At 61.9% G+C, this 15,519-nt stretch carries 12 protein-coding genes; 6 read left to right on the top strand and 6 right to left on the bottom strand.

Going from position 1 to position 15,519, the window contains the following annotated elements:
* Positions 1-21: 21 nt before the first annotated feature.
* Genes VNZ65_RS08765 through VNZ65_RS08750 form a run of 4 tightly spaced genes read right to left on the bottom strand, consistent with a single transcriptional unit; the run spans position 22 to position 3,697 of the window.
* Positions 22-669, bottom strand: a complete 648-nt coding sequence (locus tag VNZ65_RS08765) for a PqiC family protein (protein WP_414649081.1) — start codon at positions 667-669, stop codon at positions 22-24.
* Positions 666-2,303: an intermembrane transport protein PqiB gene (locus VNZ65_RS08760; RefSeq protein WP_325668057.1), complete on the bottom strand. Its 1,638-nt coding sequence runs from the start codon at positions 2,301-2,303 to the stop codon at positions 666-668. The genes VNZ65_RS08765 and VNZ65_RS08760 overlap by 4 nt, the downstream gene beginning before the upstream one ends.
* Before the next feature lie 21 nt (positions 2,304-2,324).
* Positions 2,325-3,074 (bottom strand): paraquat-inducible protein A, encoded by a 750-nt coding sequence (locus VNZ65_RS08755; RefSeq protein WP_325668055.1) that lies wholly within the window; start codon positions 3,072-3,074, stop codon positions 2,325-2,327.
* Positions 3,071-3,697: a paraquat-inducible protein A gene (locus VNZ65_RS08750; RefSeq protein ID WP_325668053.1), complete on the bottom strand. Its 627-nt coding sequence runs from the start codon at positions 3,695-3,697 to the stop codon at positions 3,071-3,073. Before VNZ65_RS08750 ends, VNZ65_RS08755 begins: the two co-directional genes overlap by 4 nt.
* Before the next feature lie 247 nt (positions 3,698-3,944).
* On the opposite strand from VNZ65_RS08750, the gene ribA reads away from it, so the two are divergent.
* Positions 3,945-4,619 carry a GTP cyclohydrolase II gene (gene ribA / locus VNZ65_RS08745; protein ID WP_325668051.1) on the top strand — a complete coding sequence of 225 codons (675 nt, stop codon included), beginning with the start codon at positions 3,945-3,947 and terminating at the stop codon, positions 4,617-4,619.
* Between the two features lie 39 nt (positions 4,620-4,658).
* Here ribA and fusA read toward each other — a convergent pair whose 3' ends face one another.
* Positions 4,659-6,779: an elongation factor G gene (gene fusA / locus VNZ65_RS08740; RefSeq protein WP_325668049.1), complete on the bottom strand. Its 2,121-nt coding sequence runs from the start codon at positions 6,777-6,779 to the stop codon at positions 4,659-4,661.
* 213 nt (positions 6,780-6,992) lie between these two features.
* Here fusA and VNZ65_RS08735 point away from each other — a divergent pair, with 213 nt between their 5' ends.
* Positions 6,993-8,813 carry an aminopeptidase P family protein gene (locus VNZ65_RS08735; RefSeq protein ID WP_325668047.1) on the top strand — a complete coding sequence of 607 codons (1,821 nt, stop codon included), beginning with the start codon at positions 6,993-6,995 and terminating at the stop codon, positions 8,811-8,813.
* Positions 8,814-8,825: 12 nt separating this feature from the next.
* On the opposite strand, the gene VNZ65_RS08730 is transcribed toward VNZ65_RS08735, so the two are convergent.
* Positions 8,826-9,035: a SlyX family protein gene (locus tag VNZ65_RS08730; protein ID WP_325668045.1), complete on the bottom strand. Its 210-nt coding sequence runs from the start codon at positions 9,033-9,035 to the stop codon at positions 8,826-8,828.
* A 468-nt stretch (positions 9,036-9,503) separates the two neighbouring features.
* On the opposite strand from VNZ65_RS08730, the gene VNZ65_RS08725 reads away from it, so the two are divergent.
* From VNZ65_RS08725 to VNZ65_RS08710, 4 genes are all read left to right on the top strand, one after another.
* Positions 9,504-10,856 carry an MFS family transporter gene (locus VNZ65_RS08725; RefSeq protein WP_325668043.1) on the top strand — a complete coding sequence of 451 codons (1,353 nt, stop codon included), beginning with the start codon at positions 9,504-9,506 and terminating at the stop codon, positions 10,854-10,856.
* An 84-nt stretch (positions 10,857-10,940) separates the two neighbouring features.
* Positions 10,941-12,737 carry a sensor histidine kinase gene (locus tag VNZ65_RS08720; protein ID WP_325668041.1) on the top strand — a complete coding sequence of 599 codons (1,797 nt, stop codon included), beginning with the start codon at positions 10,941-10,943 and terminating at the stop codon, positions 12,735-12,737.
* Positions 12,737-14,089 (top strand): sigma-54 dependent transcriptional regulator, encoded by a 1,353-nt coding sequence (locus VNZ65_RS08715; protein ID WP_325668111.1) that lies wholly within the window; start codon positions 12,737-12,739, stop codon positions 14,087-14,089. Before VNZ65_RS08720 ends, VNZ65_RS08715 begins: the two co-directional genes overlap by 1 nt.
* 137 nt (positions 14,090-14,226) lie before the next feature.
* Positions 14,227-15,372: an acyltransferase gene (locus tag VNZ65_RS08710; protein WP_325668039.1), complete on the top strand. Its 1,146-nt coding sequence runs from the start codon at positions 14,227-14,229 to the stop codon at positions 15,370-15,372.
* Positions 15,373-15,519 lie beyond the last annotated feature (147 nt).

The raw sequence follows: 15,519 nt of genomic DNA, 5'->3' as shown, positions 1-15,519 counted from the left end.
CATGGCTGCCGTACTGTGCCGTCAACCCTGGCAAGCCGGTGCGGCGCCGTTCTTGAATGTACCGACGCTGGCAGCGATGGCGCCGGCGGCATCGGCCACGGTGCGCTGCACGCCCAGCACCAGGGCGTCGATGCCGGCAGCGACCGGTTCCGCTACTGTCAACTGACAGGCGCTGGTCTTGGCATTGTCCGAGCGGGTGACGGTCCAGCCGTAGGTGGCTTGCACTTTGTCGCCGGGGGCGGCATCGAATTCGCGCAACTCGATGGCGATGCGGTAGACCGGCTGGTCGGTCGGCCTGCCGGAGCGGCTGACGTCGGTTGCGCCCAGGCGGCTGGCGATGGCGCTGGCGAGCGCATCGCGCAATTCGTTGTTGAAGGGCGAGGACCAGCGCTCCTGCTCCAGGATGTCAACCCGGGTGCCGGCATTGGCGCCGCTGCTGCGCACCACCAGTTGCGGCCGCGCCAGGCGCTCCGGCAAGGCGATGGGCGAGACTTCGATAAACAGTTTGGCATTTTGCGCTACCGCCGGGATTGCAGCCGGCGGCGCCGACAGCGTATAGAAGCGTGTCGGGCTGGAGGCGCAGCCGGCCAGGGCCAGCGTTGCAGCTACTGTCGCCGCTGCGAATATGGCGCCGCGCGCGCGGCTTGCTGTGGTCTTGGTCGTCATCATTTATTGCTTTCTTCTTGCTTGCCGCGGATCAGTGACTCCGGATGGCGTTCCAGGTAATCGGTCAGGATGCGCACCGAAGCGGCCGAACGCGTCAGTTCCTGCAGCGTCTGGCGGATATCCTGCTGCAGCGGCGAGTTGTCGGACAGGGTGCGGTCGGCGTTGTCCAGCGTCTTGCGCACGTCTTTCATCGCCGCCATGATTTCCGGCGCCACGTCGTTATTCAGGCTCTTGGTCAACTGCTCGGCATTGAGCAGAGTACGGTTCATGGTGCCGATGGTTTTTTGCAGGTCGGCGGCGATCTGGTCGAACGGCACCTTGCTCAGCTTTTTGGCGATCTCGGCGATCTGCGACTGGATTTCATCCAGGCTGTTCGGAATCGTCGGCAACACTACCACCGAAGTCGAATTGTCGAGTTTCACTGGCGGCGCTTTCGGGAAAAAGTCGAGCGCGATATACAGTTGCCCGGTCAGCAGGTTGCCGGTGCGCAGCTGCGCCCGCAAACCGCGGCCGACCATGTATTCCAGCCGCTGTTTGGCGGTGTAGGTGGAATGGCGCTCATCCTCGGCGTACTTGCGGCCCAAACGTTCCGGATAGATCTGCACCGCGACCGGCATCTGGAATTCACGCTGCTTGGCATCATACTCGATACCTATCGACTTGACCTCGCCCAGCACCACGCCGCGGAAGTCGATCGTAGTGCCCGGCGTCAGGCCGCGCAGCGACTGATTGAAATACATGATCACGGTTTCCGACGGGCCATCGGGTTCCTTCAAGGCGGTTTCTTCGTCCGGCGCCAGGTTGAAGGTGGTGTTTTCCTTGGCCTTGATGCCCAGCTCATCGTCCGGCGACTGGAAGGCGATGCCGCCCAGCACCACGGTCGCCAGCGATTGCGTGCGCAGCTTGAAACCGCTGGCGTTGATCTGCATGTCGAAGCCGCTGGCGTGCCAGAAGCGGGTGTTGACGCCGATGAACTTGTCGTAGGGCGCATCGATGAAAATGCGCAAGGTCACGCCTTTGCCGTCTTCATCCAGGTCGTATGCGGCCAGCTGGCCGACCTTGATGCGGCGGAAATAGATCGGCGAGCCGATGTCCAGCGAGCCGATGTCGGTGGCGTGCAGCATGTACTGCTTGCCGCTGGCGTCGAGCCGGACGATAGGCTGCACTTCCAGACCGGTGAATTCGTCCTTTTTGTCCTTGGCGGTGCCGGCGTCGGCGCCGATGTAGGCGCCCGACAGCAAGGTGCCCAGTCCGGAAACGCCAGAAGCCGCCACCCGCGGCCGCACCACCCAGAAGCGGGTGTCTGCGGCGGTGAAGCTTTCCGCTTCCTTCGACAGCTGGACGTTAGCCAGTACGTGCGAGCGGTCCTTGCTGAGGGTGATGGTCTGTACCAGGCCGATGTCGACATCCTTGTACTTGACCTTGGTCTTGCCTGCTTCCAGGCCTTCGGCGGTGCGGAAGGTGATCGTGATCGACGGCCCGCGTTCAACCAGGATCTTGACCACCAGCGTCAGGCCGACCACGGCGGCGACGATAGGAATCAGCCAGATCAGCGACGGCAGCCAGTCGCGTTTGCGGCTCAGCTTCGGCGCGGGCAGGGGCGGCAGGGAGGGCGCCGGGGTGTTTTCATCGCTCATCTTGTGCTTTCACTTTTTTGCTTACTTATTTTTTGACTTGTTTGTCAATTCTGTTGCTTTGTTGCCGCTTTGTTGTCGCTTTGTTGTCGATTTTTGCGCAAGACGGTGCGGCCTGTCGTCCCAGGTGAGGCGCGGATCGAAGCTGAGCGCAGCCAGCATGGTCAGCACCACCACCGAGGCAAACGCCACCACGCCGAAACCGGCGGTGATCTTGGCGAAACCTTCAATCTGCACCAGTCCCGCCAGCAGCGACACCACGAACACGTCCAGCATCGACCAGCGGCCGATGATTTCCACCAGGCGGTACAGTTTGGCGCGTTGCAGGCGGCGCCAGCGGCTTTGGTTTTGCGCGGTCGCCGTCAGCAGGATCAGCGAGGCCAGCTTGAACAGCGGCACCAGGAAACTGGCGATGAAGATAATCGCCGCCAGTTCCCAGGAACCGGATACCCAGAAATAGATGACGCCGCTCATGATGGTGTCTTGCTGCACGCCTAGCAGGGTCTTGGTGACCATCACCGGCATCAGGTTGGCGGGAATGTACATGATGCAGGCGGCGATCAGCAGCGCCCAGCTGCGCATGATGCTGTGCGGCTTGCGCATGTGCAGCGCGGTGCCGCAGCGCTGGCAGTCGTCATCTTCGGCCACATCCTGCCATACCGTGCCGCAGTGGTGGCACGACATCATGCCCAGGCTGGCGGCGGTGTGCTCCGGCAGGTCTTCGTCGCCGGCAACGATGATCGGATCATCCGCTTCGATGGCGCCGCTGCTCATGGCGATTCCTGTGCGCTGCTGTCGGCAAACGCCATCTGCCAGAAGCGGCGCGGATTGAAGGAAACCACCGCCGTCAACAATACGGTCAGGACCCCGAAGGCCCACAGTGCGACGCCAGGCAGCACGGTGGCCATGTTCGAAAGCTTGACCACCGCCACCAGCACGCCCAGCAGGAATACTTCCACCATGCCCCAGGGGCGCAGGTTTTGCATGGCGTGCACCAGCCAGCGGAAGCCGGGCGGGGTGCGATCGCTGCGTAGCGTTAACAGCAAGTACAGCAAAAACAGCAGCTGCAGCAGCGGAAACAGGATGGTGGTCGCCAGCACCAGCATGGCTACCAGCGACATGCCTTCAGCGCTTAGCGACAGCACGGCGCCGAACAGCGTGGTCTGGCTGCGCAGGCCCTGCAGCTCGATTTCGACGATGGGAAAGCTGTTGGCGATCAGGAACATGATCAGGCTGGCCACGGTCAGCGGCAGGATGCGTTCGCGCTGGCGGCCGTCGTCGCGGTCCAACTCGGTGCCGCAGCGCGGACAGTGGGCGATTTCGCCGCGGCGCAGCTGCACCTTGCGGTATAGGGCATCGCATCCTTCGCAAGCAATCAGGTCGGGGACTTCGCGCATTGATAGTCTTAGGTTTGAGTAGATGAGATTCTAACAATAAATCCCCTCAAACACGGGGCAAACTGTTGAAAACGCCGGTTTAATCCCTATTTACGAGACAGGGAGCGGTTTGCAAGGGCCGCCGTCAAACGGATATTTTCGAATAATCGTAAAATGGCGCGTATACCTAGCATTGTTAAACCACATATTAATTGCGGGCATGTCATTTATGCAATGGCATGCCTTTTATTCACTCTGAACCTATCTGATGAGCACCACTAATAATAAAGGCAATCTATCTGCCGCCTCAGGCTATCAAGCGCTGGAATATGTGACCTCGTGCGCGCTGCCGACGCCATGGGCGACTTTCCAGCTGCACGCATTCATCGAACACAGCACCGGCAAAGAACACCTGGCCATGACTCTGGGCGAAGTCAACGATGGCGCGCCGGTACTGGCGCGCGTCCATTCCGAGTGCCTGACCGGCGATGCATTGTTCAGCCAGCGCTGCGATTGCGGCGCCCAGCTTGAAGGCGCCTTGCAAAAGATCGCCGCCGAAGGGCGCGGCGCCATCTTGTATCTGCGTCAGGAAGGGCGCGGCATCGGCCTGATCAACAAGCTGCGCGCCTATCATTTACAGGATGGCGGCGCCGATACGGTGGAAGCCAACCAGCAACTCGGCTTTGCCGCGGATCTGCGCGACTACAGCCTGTGCGAAACCATGCTGGAACACCTGGATATCACCGCGCTGCGGCTGATGACCAACAATCCGCGCAAGGTAGCGGCGCTGCAGAAAATCGGCATCAACGTGGTCGAACGGATTCCACTGATGCTCAATCGTAATCCTTTCAATAGCAAATACCTGGACACCAAAGCGGCCAAGCTCGGGCACTTGCTGCCGGTCGACGGCATGGAGCAGGACCTCGACGAAAACGAGCTGTAAGCGCCGGCCGGGCAGCGCTGCCCGGCCCGGGAGCGGCTGTCAGTGCCTGGCGTTCCCCACATGCTTGGCATTGATCACGGCGTCGGTTACATTGGCCGGCGCCTCGGCGTAATGCTTGAACTCCATCGTGTACGTAGCGCGGCCCTGGGTCAGCGAGCGCAGCGTGGTGGAGTAGCCGAACATCTCAGCCAGAGGCACTTCGGCGCGCACGATCTTGCCGACGCCGCCCGGGATGTCGTCCATGCTCTGGATCATGCCGCGCCGCGACGACAGGTCGCCGATGACGTCGCCCATTTTTTCTTCCGGCGTTTCCACCTCGACCGCCATCATCGGTTCCAGCAGCGCCGGGCTGGCCTGGCGGCAGCCATCCTTGAACGCCATCGACGCCGCCATGCGATAGGCGTTTTCGTTGGAATCGACATCGTGCGAGGAACCGAAGAACAGGGTGACCTTGACATCCACCACCGGATAGCCGGCCAGCACGCCGGTGGCCAGGGTTTCGCGCACGCCTTTTTCCACCGCCGGGATATATTCGCGCGGCACCGTGCCGCCCTTGATGGCGTCGACGAATTCAAAGCCTTTGCCGTGCGGCTGCGGTTCGATTTTCAGCACCACGTGGCCGTACTGGCCGCGCCCGCCCGACTGCTTGATGAACTTGCCTTCGCTCGATTCGCATACCTTGCGGATGGTTTCGCGGAATGCCACTTGCGGTTTGCCGACCGAGGCGTCGACGCCGAATTCGCGGCGCATGCGTTCCACCAGCACTTCCAGGTGCAACTCGCCCATGCCGGAAATGATGGTCTGGCCGGATTCCTCGTCGGTCTTGACGCGGAATGAAGGATCTTCTTCCGCCAGGCGGCTTAGCGCCACCCCCATTTTTTCCTGGTCGGCCTTGGTTTTCGGCTCCACCGCCTGCGAGATCACGGTATCCGGAAACACCATCTTTTCCAGGGTGATGACGCTGCCGGGATCGCACAGGGTATCGCCGGTGCTGGCTTCCTTGAGGCCGACCGCGGCGGCGATGTCGCCGGCATACACTTCGCTGATTTCGGTGCGGTGGTTGGCATGCATCTGCAGCACGCGGCCTATCCTTTCCTTCTTGCCCTTGTTCGGGATGAAGACCGAGTCGCCCGACAGCAGCACCCCGGAATACACGCGGAAGTAGCTCAGGTGGCCGACGAACGGATCGGTCATGATCTTGAAGGTGAGGGCGGAAAACTTTTCGTCGTCGCTGGCGCGCCGTTCCACCACCAGGTCGTCGGCGTCGTGACCCTTGACCGGCGGGATGTCGGTCGGCGCCGGCAGGAAATCGATGACGGCGTCCAGCAGGGCTTGCACGCCGCGGTTCTTGAAGGCGCTGCCGCATAGCATGGGGACGATTTCACCGGCGATGGTGCGCTGCCGCAGGGCGGCCTTGATCTCATCTTCGCTGATGTCTTCGCCTTCCAGGTATTTCTTCATCATGGCGTCGCTGGCGTCGGCCGCCGCTTCTATCATGCGGCTGCGCCATTCCTTGGCGCTTTCCTGCAGCGCTGCCGGAATGTCGATGTACTCGAACTTGACGCCCTGGGTGGCGTCGTCCCACATGATCGCCTTCATCTTGATCAGGTCGACCACGCCATGGAAATTCTCTTCGGCGCCGACCGGGATCTGCACCAGTACCGGGTTGCCCTTGAGGCGTTCGCTGATCTGCTGGTGCACGCGGAAGAAATCGGCGCCGACCCGGTCCATCTTGTTGACGAAGGCCAGCCGCGGCACGCCGTACTTGTTGGCCTGGCGCCAGACGGTTTCGGATTGCGGCTGGACGCCGCCGACCGCGTCGTACACCATGCAGGCGCCGTCCAGCACCCGCATCGAGCGCTCGACTTCGATGGTGAAATCGACGTGGCCCGGGGTATCGATGATGTTGATGCGGTGGATAGGATAGTTGCCAGCCATGCCCTGCCAGAAGCAGGTAGTGGCGGCCGAAGTGATGGTGATGCCGCGTTCCTGTTCCTGCTCCATCCAGTCCATGGTGGCGGTGCCGTCGTGCACTTCGCCGATCTTGTGGCTGACGCCGGAGTAAAACAGGATGCGCTCGGTGGTGGTGGTCTTGCCGGCGTCGATGTGGGCGCTGATGCCGATGTTGCGATAGCGCTCGATGGGTGTTTTGCGGCTCATGACGATTTCCTCTGGGAGAAATTATGATGATCAGAATGTTTTGCAGCGACTGTGACGTGAGAGCTTACTCGTTTTTTTGATTGTCAGTTGATTGTCGGCTGGATAGGGCGCAAGGCCCCGTTTACGCTTGCGCAATGGTATGCTTACGAGCTTAGCGGTAAGTGACTCTCCATATCCGAATTGTCCGAATTTCCATTCTGCCCATACTCAACGATGAACTCCCGAACCTTTTCCCAGACTACCGCCGCCCCGCGCATCCAGCTGCTGCGCGATGCCATGAAACGCCACAATGTCGATGCCTGCCTGATTCCGTCGGCCGATCCGCATCTGTCCGAGTATCTGCCGGGGCGCTGGAAGGGCCGGGAATGGCTGTCGGGATTCACTGGTTCGGTCGCCAATCTGATCATTACCGCCGATTTCGCCGGCCTGTGGGCCGACAGCCGCTACTGGTCGCAGGCCGAAGCCGAGCTGGCCGGCACTGAAATCGTCCTGATGAAGACGCCTACCGGCAGCAGCCTGCTGCATCTGGAGTGGCTGTCGAACAATCTGGCGGCCGGCCAGACGCTGGCGGTCGACGCCGCGGTGCTGGGGCTGGCGACGGCGCGCGCGCTGGAGCAGGCTTTGGTCAAGGGCGGCAGCAAGCTGCGCACCGATCTCGATGTGCTCGGCGATATCTGGAGTGAACGGCCGGGCTTGCCCATGGCGGAAATCTACCAGCACGATGCTGCCCATGCGCCGCTGACGCGGGCCGCCAAGCTGGACCAGCTGCGCCTGGCCATGCAGCAGCAGGGCGCCGGCTGGCATTTCATTTCGACCCTGGACGATATCGCCTACCTGTTCAACCTGCGCGGCGCCGATGTCAATTTCAACCCGGTGTTCCTGGCCCATGCATTGATCGGACCCCAGCAGGTGACGCTGTTCGTCGCCGACGGCAAAGTGCCGGCGCCGTTGCGCGATCTGCTCCTGCAGGATGGCGTGGCGCTGGCGCCGTATGCGCAGGCCACCGCGGCTTTGGCAAGCTTGCCGGCAGATGCCGTGCTGCTGCTCGATCCGCGCCGCGTGACGCTGGGATTGCGGCAGGCAGTTGCCGTCACAGCCAAAGTGGTGGAAGCGATCAATCCGACCACCTTCGCCAAGTCGCGCAAGAGCGCCGAGGAGGTGGCCCACGTGCGTGCCGCCATGGAGCAGGATGGCGCCGCCTTGTGCGAATTCTTCAGCTGGCTGGAGCAGGCGATCGCTAAACGCGAGCAGGAAGCGGTCACCGAGCTGATGGTCGATATCCACATCACGGCAGCGCGGGCGCGCCGTCCCGGCTTTGTCAGCCCGAGCTTTGCGACAATCGCGGGCTTTAACGCCAACGGCGCCATGCCGCACTACAAAGCCACCGCGGAAGCGCATGCGACCATCAGCGGCGACGGCTTGCTGCTGATCGATTCCGGCGGCCAGTATGTCGGCGGCACCACCGACATCACCCGCATGGTGCCGGTCGGCCAGCCCTCAGCCGCGCAAAAGCGCGACTGCACCCTGGTGCTGAAAGGCGTGATTGCGCTGTCGTCGGCGCAGTTCCCGCGTTCCGTCAAATCGCCGATGCTGGACGCCATCGCGCGCGCGCCGATCTGGGCCGCAGGCATCGACTACGGCCATGGCACCGGCCACGGCGTCGGCTACTTCCTCAATGTGCATGAAGGTCCGCAAGTGATTTCCAACAGTGCGGCGCCGGAAGCGCATACCGCCATGGAGGCCGGCATGATCACCTCCATCGAACCGGGCATCTATCGTCCCGGCCGCTGGGGCGTACGGATTGAGAACCTGGTGCTGAACCAGGAAGCGGAAAGCACCGAGTTCGGCGACTACCTGCGCTTCGAGACGCTGACCTTGTGTCCGATCGATACCCGCTGCCTCGACGCCAGCCTGTTGCGCAGCGATGAAATCGACTGGCTCAATGCCTACCACGCGCAAGTGCGTGAGCGCCTCACGCCGCACGTGCGCGGCGATGCCTTGCAGTGGCTGGAAGAGCGTACCCGGCCGCTGTAAGGCTTGCTTTGATCAGTAATGCGGTGGCCGCTCGTTGGCGGCCTGGCTCGCATTGCTGTTGTCGGCGGCATCCTTGATGCGCTGCGCCAGGGCGGCGCACAGCGCTTCCAGCTGGTCTATCTTCAATTGCTGGCGATAGACCAGCTTGTTCAATTCATCCAGCAAGTCGTCCTGACGCGTCAGCTTGATTTCAATGTCGATCAGGCGTTCTTCTTGATTCATAGCGGTTCCTATAGCGTTTTCTTGATTTTTGCAGCGCAGATGGTAGCGCAATAGCGGCCGGCGCATGGCCATATTCGTTGCCGGAATCCGGCCTGGCGGGCGGAAAACCGCAAGCCGGGCGGGCGCAATTCCGGATTCCCGCACAAGAGTTGTCCTGTGGATAGTATTCTAGATAAGAATTTTCCAATAAATCAAGCGCTTAGCTTTTCCAGCCGGCCTGGCATGAAGTCTGCAATGGCTTATACAAAAATATAATCCACAGGAGACAAACATGAGCCGCAACACCAATTTTCCGCTGCATATCCGAGCCTGCGCCAGGCATCCGGCGCAGGCCTGACCCTAGCCGTAAATTCCCCCTTTGCTAGTTGTGCCGTCTGAATGGCATGATGTGGCTTGCGCATCAGCTCAAGCTGGATCAATCGGTCGTTGCCAGGATTGTACAAAAAACATTAAAACCAGGAGATAACCATGTCCGTGCTTCATCCTTCCGACCCTGCCGCCGCCGCGGATACCCGAAAACGCATTTTCGCCATCGTCGGCGCTTCGTCCGGCAACCTGGTGGAATGGTTCGATTTCTATATCTATTCGTTTTGCGCGATCTATTTTGCGCCGATGTTTTTCCCTAGCAGTAATCCAACCACCCAGCTTGCCAACAGCGCCGCCATCTTCGCGGTCGGCTTCTTCATGCGGCCGATCGGCGGCTGGCTGTTTGGACGCATCGCCGACAAGCACGGCCGCCGCACCGCCATGATGATTTCGGTGCTGATGATGTGCGGCGGTTCATTGATGATCGCCTGCCTGCCGACTTACTCCAGCATCGGTATCGCTGCTCCCTTGCTGCTGTTGCTGGCGCGCCTGTTCCAGGGCTTGTCGGTCGGCGGCGAATACGGCACCAGTGCTACCTATATGAGCGAGGTGGCGCTGGAAGGGCGGCGCGGCTTCTTTGCCTCGTTCCAGTATGTGACCCTGATCGGCGGCCAGCTGCTGGCGGTGCTGGCGCTGGTGATCCTGCAACAGCTGCTGACCTCGGATCAGCTGCATGCCTGGGGCTGGCGCATTCCCTTCGTGCTGGGCGCGCTGGCGGCTCTGGTTGCCTTGTACCTGCGCAAATCCCTGAGCGAAACCTCGACCGCGGAGACGCGCAAGAACAAGGACGCAGGCACCCTGGCCGGGCTGATGAAGCATAAGCGCGCCTTCCTGACGGTGGTCGGTTTCACCGCCGGCGGCTCGCTGATTTTCTACACATTCACTACCTACATGCAGAAATACCTGGTCAACACCGCCGGCATGAGCGCCAAGACCGCCAGCACGGTCATGACCGCGGCGCTGTTCGTCTACATGGTGATGCAGCCGCTGTTCGGCATGCTGTCCGACAAAATCGGCCGCCGCACTTCGATGCTGTGGTTCGGCGCCCTGGCGACGGTCGCCACCGTGCCTATCCTGCACGCGCTGAAAGACGTGACCAGTCCATACGCGGCGTTCGGACTGGTGATCCTGGCGCTGGCGATCGTCAGCTTCTATACCTCCATCAGCGGCCTGATCAAGGCCGAAATGTTCCCTGCGGAAGTGCGGGCGCTGGGCGTCGGCCTGTCGTATGCGGTCGGCAACGCGCTGTTCGGCGGCACCGCGGAATATGTGGCGCTGGAGCTGAAAGGGCTGGGCTCCGAGTCCACTTTCTACTGGTACGTATCGGCCATGTGCGCCATCGCCTTCGTGGTCGCCTACAAGATGCGCGATCCCAGCAAGGAAGGCTATCTCAAGGATGTCGCACTGGACACCCACAAGCACATGCCTGAAGGCGCGGCGGCAACGCCACGTTGAACAGCCTGCGGCGACGTCCGGCAGAACGCCGTCGCCGCATGCTTCCTGTCGGCTGCTAGTTACGTTTAATCTGCGGGTGCTGTCATGAAACTGAAAAAGCCGTTGTTGTTGCCGGCGCTGGCGCTGATTGCTGCGCTGGCGGTGCTGGTCACTACCTATGTGATGGCGGCCAGGAAAGCCAGCAACGACATCAGCGAAGCCAGCGAGCGCCAGCTGCAGATCATCGCGCTGGACCTGGAATCGGTGCTGCAGAAGTTCGAAACCTTGCCGTTTGCACTAGGTTTTCAATCGGATGTCTTGCAGGCGCTGGCGCGGCCTGACGACCAGCAGAGCATTCAGCGTCTCAACCAGGCCTTGCAACTGATACAGCGGCAATCGAAAGTGGTGGCGATCTTCATGCTGGACCGCAATGGCATGACGCTGGCGTCCAGCAACTGGGATAGCAGCACATCGTTTGTCGGCCGGGATTTCGGTTTCCGTCCGTATTTCCGGGAAGCGATCAAGGGCAATCCCGGGCGCTTTTACGGTATCGGCAACACTACCAACGTTCCCGGCTACTTCCTGGCCCAGCCGATCTACGCCAGCGCCGCCGAGCACGGCGACAAGGCTGTGCTGGGCGTGATGGCGATCAAGATCGACCTGACCGAATTCGAACACACCTGGCGCAGCAGCGAAGAACCGATCACGCTGGTCGACAGCAGCGGCGTGGTGTTCCTCAGCAACCGTCCAGCCTGGAAGTATCACAGTCTGTACTCGCTGGACGGCAAGGTGCAGCTGAATCTGGCCGGCACCCATCAGTATGCCGACCAGGCCATCACGCCGGTAAGCGCCTTGCCGAAGCAGGAAAGAGCGGAATTCGGCCAGCACGTGACGCGCAATATCGGCCGCCTCGGCTGGCAGCTGATGCTGTTTCCGTCGCAGGCGCGCATCGCCCGCATCGCCTTGCTGTGGACCATGGCGGCAGCGCTGCTGCTGGCGATCGCGGCGATTTCCCTGTGGGCCGTTTACCAGCGCCGGCGGCGTCTGGAAGAGCGCCTGACTTCGGCCGAATACCTGGACCGCACGATTGCCCAGAGAACCCAGGAACTGATGGTGGCGAATCACACGCTGGAGGCGAAGTACGCCAAGCTGCAGGAAACCGAACACTTGCTGCGCTCGACCCAGAACAAGCTGATCCAGGCCGGCAAGCTGGCGATGCTGGGGCAGATGGCGGCCGGCATTGCTCACGAGCTGAACCAGCCGCTGGCGGCGATCCGCGCCTTCGCCGACAACGCCATCACCTTCCTCTCGCGCGAGCAGCGCGACAAGGCCGTGGAAAACCTCGGCCATATCAGCAACGCCAGCGCCCGCATGGGCAAGATCGTCGGCCAGCTCAACGGTTTTTCCAGGAAGAGCCATGAAGCGGTGGCGGTGATCGATTTGTCGAAATCGATTGAAGCGGCCGCGCTTTTGCTGAACAATGAATTCCAGACCCACGGCGCCAGCCTGCACATCGATATCCGCGAAGAGGCCCAGGTGGTGGGCGACTCGGTACGCACCGAACAGGTGTTGATCAACCTGTTGCGCAATGCGCTCGACGCAGTGGATAATGCCGGGCAAAAAAACGTCTCGCTGGAACTGGAGCGCGATGCCGGCGACGCCGTGATCCGCATACGCGATTCCGGGCCGGGCATTCCGGCCCAGGTCGCCCTGCATCTGTTCGAACCGTTCTTTACCACCAAACCTTCCGGCAAGGGGCTCGGCCTGGGCCTGGCGATTTCATCGTCCATTGTGCAGGCGATGAACGGCCGCCTGACCGCGAATAATCACAGCGAGGGCGGCGCCGAGTTCGTGCTGCGCATCCCTTTGCTGGAAACGCTAGATAAAACCACGGAACCATGATGGAGATGAGTGCAGCAGCGCCGCAAGCGGTATTGATCGAGGATGAGCAGTCGGTACGGGAGGCGATTGCACAGACGCTGGAGCTGGGCGGCTTTACCGTGCATCCCTGCGGTAGCGTGGAGCAGGCGCAGGCATGGCTGACGCCGGGTTTCGCCGGCGTCATCGTCACCGATGTACGCTTGCCCGGCCGCTCCGGCCTGGAACTGTTGACCCAGGTGGTGACGCTTGATCCGGATTTGCCGGTGATCGTGGTCACCGGCCATGGCGACGTCAGCATGGCGGTAGACGCCATGCGCGCCGGCGCCTACGATTTCATCGAGAAGCCGTTCGGCGCCGAACGCCTGCTGGAAACCGCTCACCGGGCCCAGGAAAAGCGTAGCCTGATCCTGGAAAACCGGCGCCTCAAGGCGGCCTGGGCGGCGCATCCTGACATGCCCAGCCTGATCGGGCAGTCGGCGGCGATCGAGCGGGTCAGGACCATGATCCGCAGCGTCGGTCCGACCATGGTCGACATCCTGATCAACGGCCAGACCGGCAGCGGCAAGGAAGTGGTGGCGCGCCAGTTGCATTTGGCTAGCGGACGGCAGGGGCCGTTTGTGGCCATCAATTGCGGCGCCTTGCCGGAAGCCGTCTTTGAAAGCGAGATTTTCGGCCACGAAGCAGGGGCTTTCACCAGTGCCCAGAAGCGCCGCATCGGCAAGCTGGAGTATGCCAAGGGCGGCACCGTTTTCCTCGACGAGATCGAATCGATGCCGCTGGCCCTGCAAGTGAAGCTGCTGCGCGTGCTGCAGGAGCGCAAGCTGGAACGCCTGGGCGGCAACGAAGCGATCGCCATCGACTGCCGCATCATCGCCGCCAGCAAGGCTAACCTGCTGCAGATGAGCGCGCAGGGCAGCTTCCGCGAAGACCTGTATTACCGCATCGGCGTGGTCAGCATTGACCTGCCGCGCCTGAACGAGCGGCGCGAAGACATCCCTTTGTTGCTGGCGCATTTCATCCAGGGCGCGGCGCTGCGTTACCAGCGGCCGTTGCCGCAATGGAGCCTGGCGCAGATGGCGCAGTGGCAGACCCGCGATTGGCCGGGCAATGTGCGCGAGCTGCGCAATTTTGCCGACCGGCTGGTGCTGGGGGTGGCGGAAGGCGTGGCCGATCCTGCCCTCGGCGCCAGCGGCGACTTGCCGCCAGGCGCCTCGCTGCCGCAGCAGCTGGAAGTCTACGAGCGGATGCTGATTGCCGAAATGCTGGAGGCCAGCAGCGGCAATGTCGCCAACGCTGCCGACCGTCTCGGTCTGCCAAAGAAGACCCTGTACGACAAAATCAAGAAATACCAGCTGTCGGCAGGAAAAAACTGACGGACGCGACGACAATCATGTCGTCCGTTCAACTATCTGGCATGTGTCAATCCCCTCAAGTGTTACAAAACGATATTCCGCTGGACAAGCGCGAGTGAATGTTTATCATTGGCATCTTTTTTAACACGGATGTAATAATGAGCGTTTCACCGCTGCCTCCAAGCTCATCCTACGTACCTGACCGCAATTCCAATTTCCAATTCGGCTTCATCGACCTGCTGAAGGTAGTCGCGGCGCAGCTGATCGTCCTGCATCATCTGGCGTTCTATGGCCCCATGGCCGATTACGTGCGGCCGGTGGCGCCGACCCTGATCGGCTGGCTGGATAGCTACGCCCGCATCGCGGTGCAGGTATTCCTGGTGGTCGGCGGTTTCCTCGCCGCCAAGTCGCTCTCGCCGCAGGGCAATTCCGGCGTTGCCGATCCCTTGCGCGTGCTGTGGCGACGCTACATGAAGCTGGTGCCGCCGTTCCTGGTGGCGACCGCCCTGGGAGTCGGGGCCTCGGCCTGGGCCGCCATGTGGATGACTCATTATTCGATCTCGGCCATGCCGACCGCGCTGCAGCTGGCTGCGCACGCGCTGCTGCTGCATACGGTGCTCGGCTATGAATCGATCTCGGCCGGCGCCTGGTACATCGCCATCGATTTCCAGCTATATGCCTTGCTCACCATGCTGCTGTGGTTCACCGGCAGCGTCGCCAGCCGACGCTCGGCACCGTGGCTGGCGCCGGTATTGGTGGTGGTCGGGATGACGGCTTCGCTGCTGTACTTTAATCGTGACGCCGCCTGGGATGCCTGGGCGCCTTATTTCTTCGGCAGCTACGGACTGGGCATCATTGCCTGGTGGGCGCGCGATCTGAGCCGCCGTCCGGCGGTAGTGGCCTTGCTGCTGGTAGCGATCGTGCTGCCGGCCGTGTGCGCGCTGGCGGTCGATTTCCGCACCCGCATCGCGGTGGCGCTGATAGTCGCTTGCGCCCTGGTGCTGGTAAGCCGGCGCGGCATGCTGATGTCGCGTCAGCGGCTGTCCTGGATCCGGGCCTTCGGACGCATTTCCTATTCCATCTTCCTGGTGCATTTCCCGGTGTGCCTGGTCATCAATGCCGCCTTCGCACGTTTCGTGCCGCCGCAGCCCTTGTTCCAGGCTATCGGCATGGTGCTGGCCTGGGCTGCCAGCCTGGCCGCCGGCGCGCTTTTCTACCGCTGGGTAGAGATTCCTCTAAGCCGTCTGTCGGCACGCGCGTCCGGTCAGCGCGTGGCTTTGCCTGCAGCGGCGGCAACCGCTTGAATCCGGCGCTTGGCGTAGCCGCCGGAAAGATGCGGCGACGCCAGCGCAGCTCCCTGCATTACATGGTTTCTTCGGCTTGCTGCGGACTGGCCGCTGCCTGAGGCTCCGCGCGCGCATGGCGCTGCCGCCGGAAGTGCAGGAACGCCA

It is taken from the genome of Collimonas sp. (assembly GCF_035566555.1).
In the GTDB taxonomy this organism is placed as follows: Bacteria; Pseudomonadota; Gammaproteobacteria; order Burkholderiales; family Burkholderiaceae_D; genus Collimonas.
Note: the sequence above shows the minus strand (reverse complement) of the source record. Positions and strands in the feature narration are given on the sequence as shown.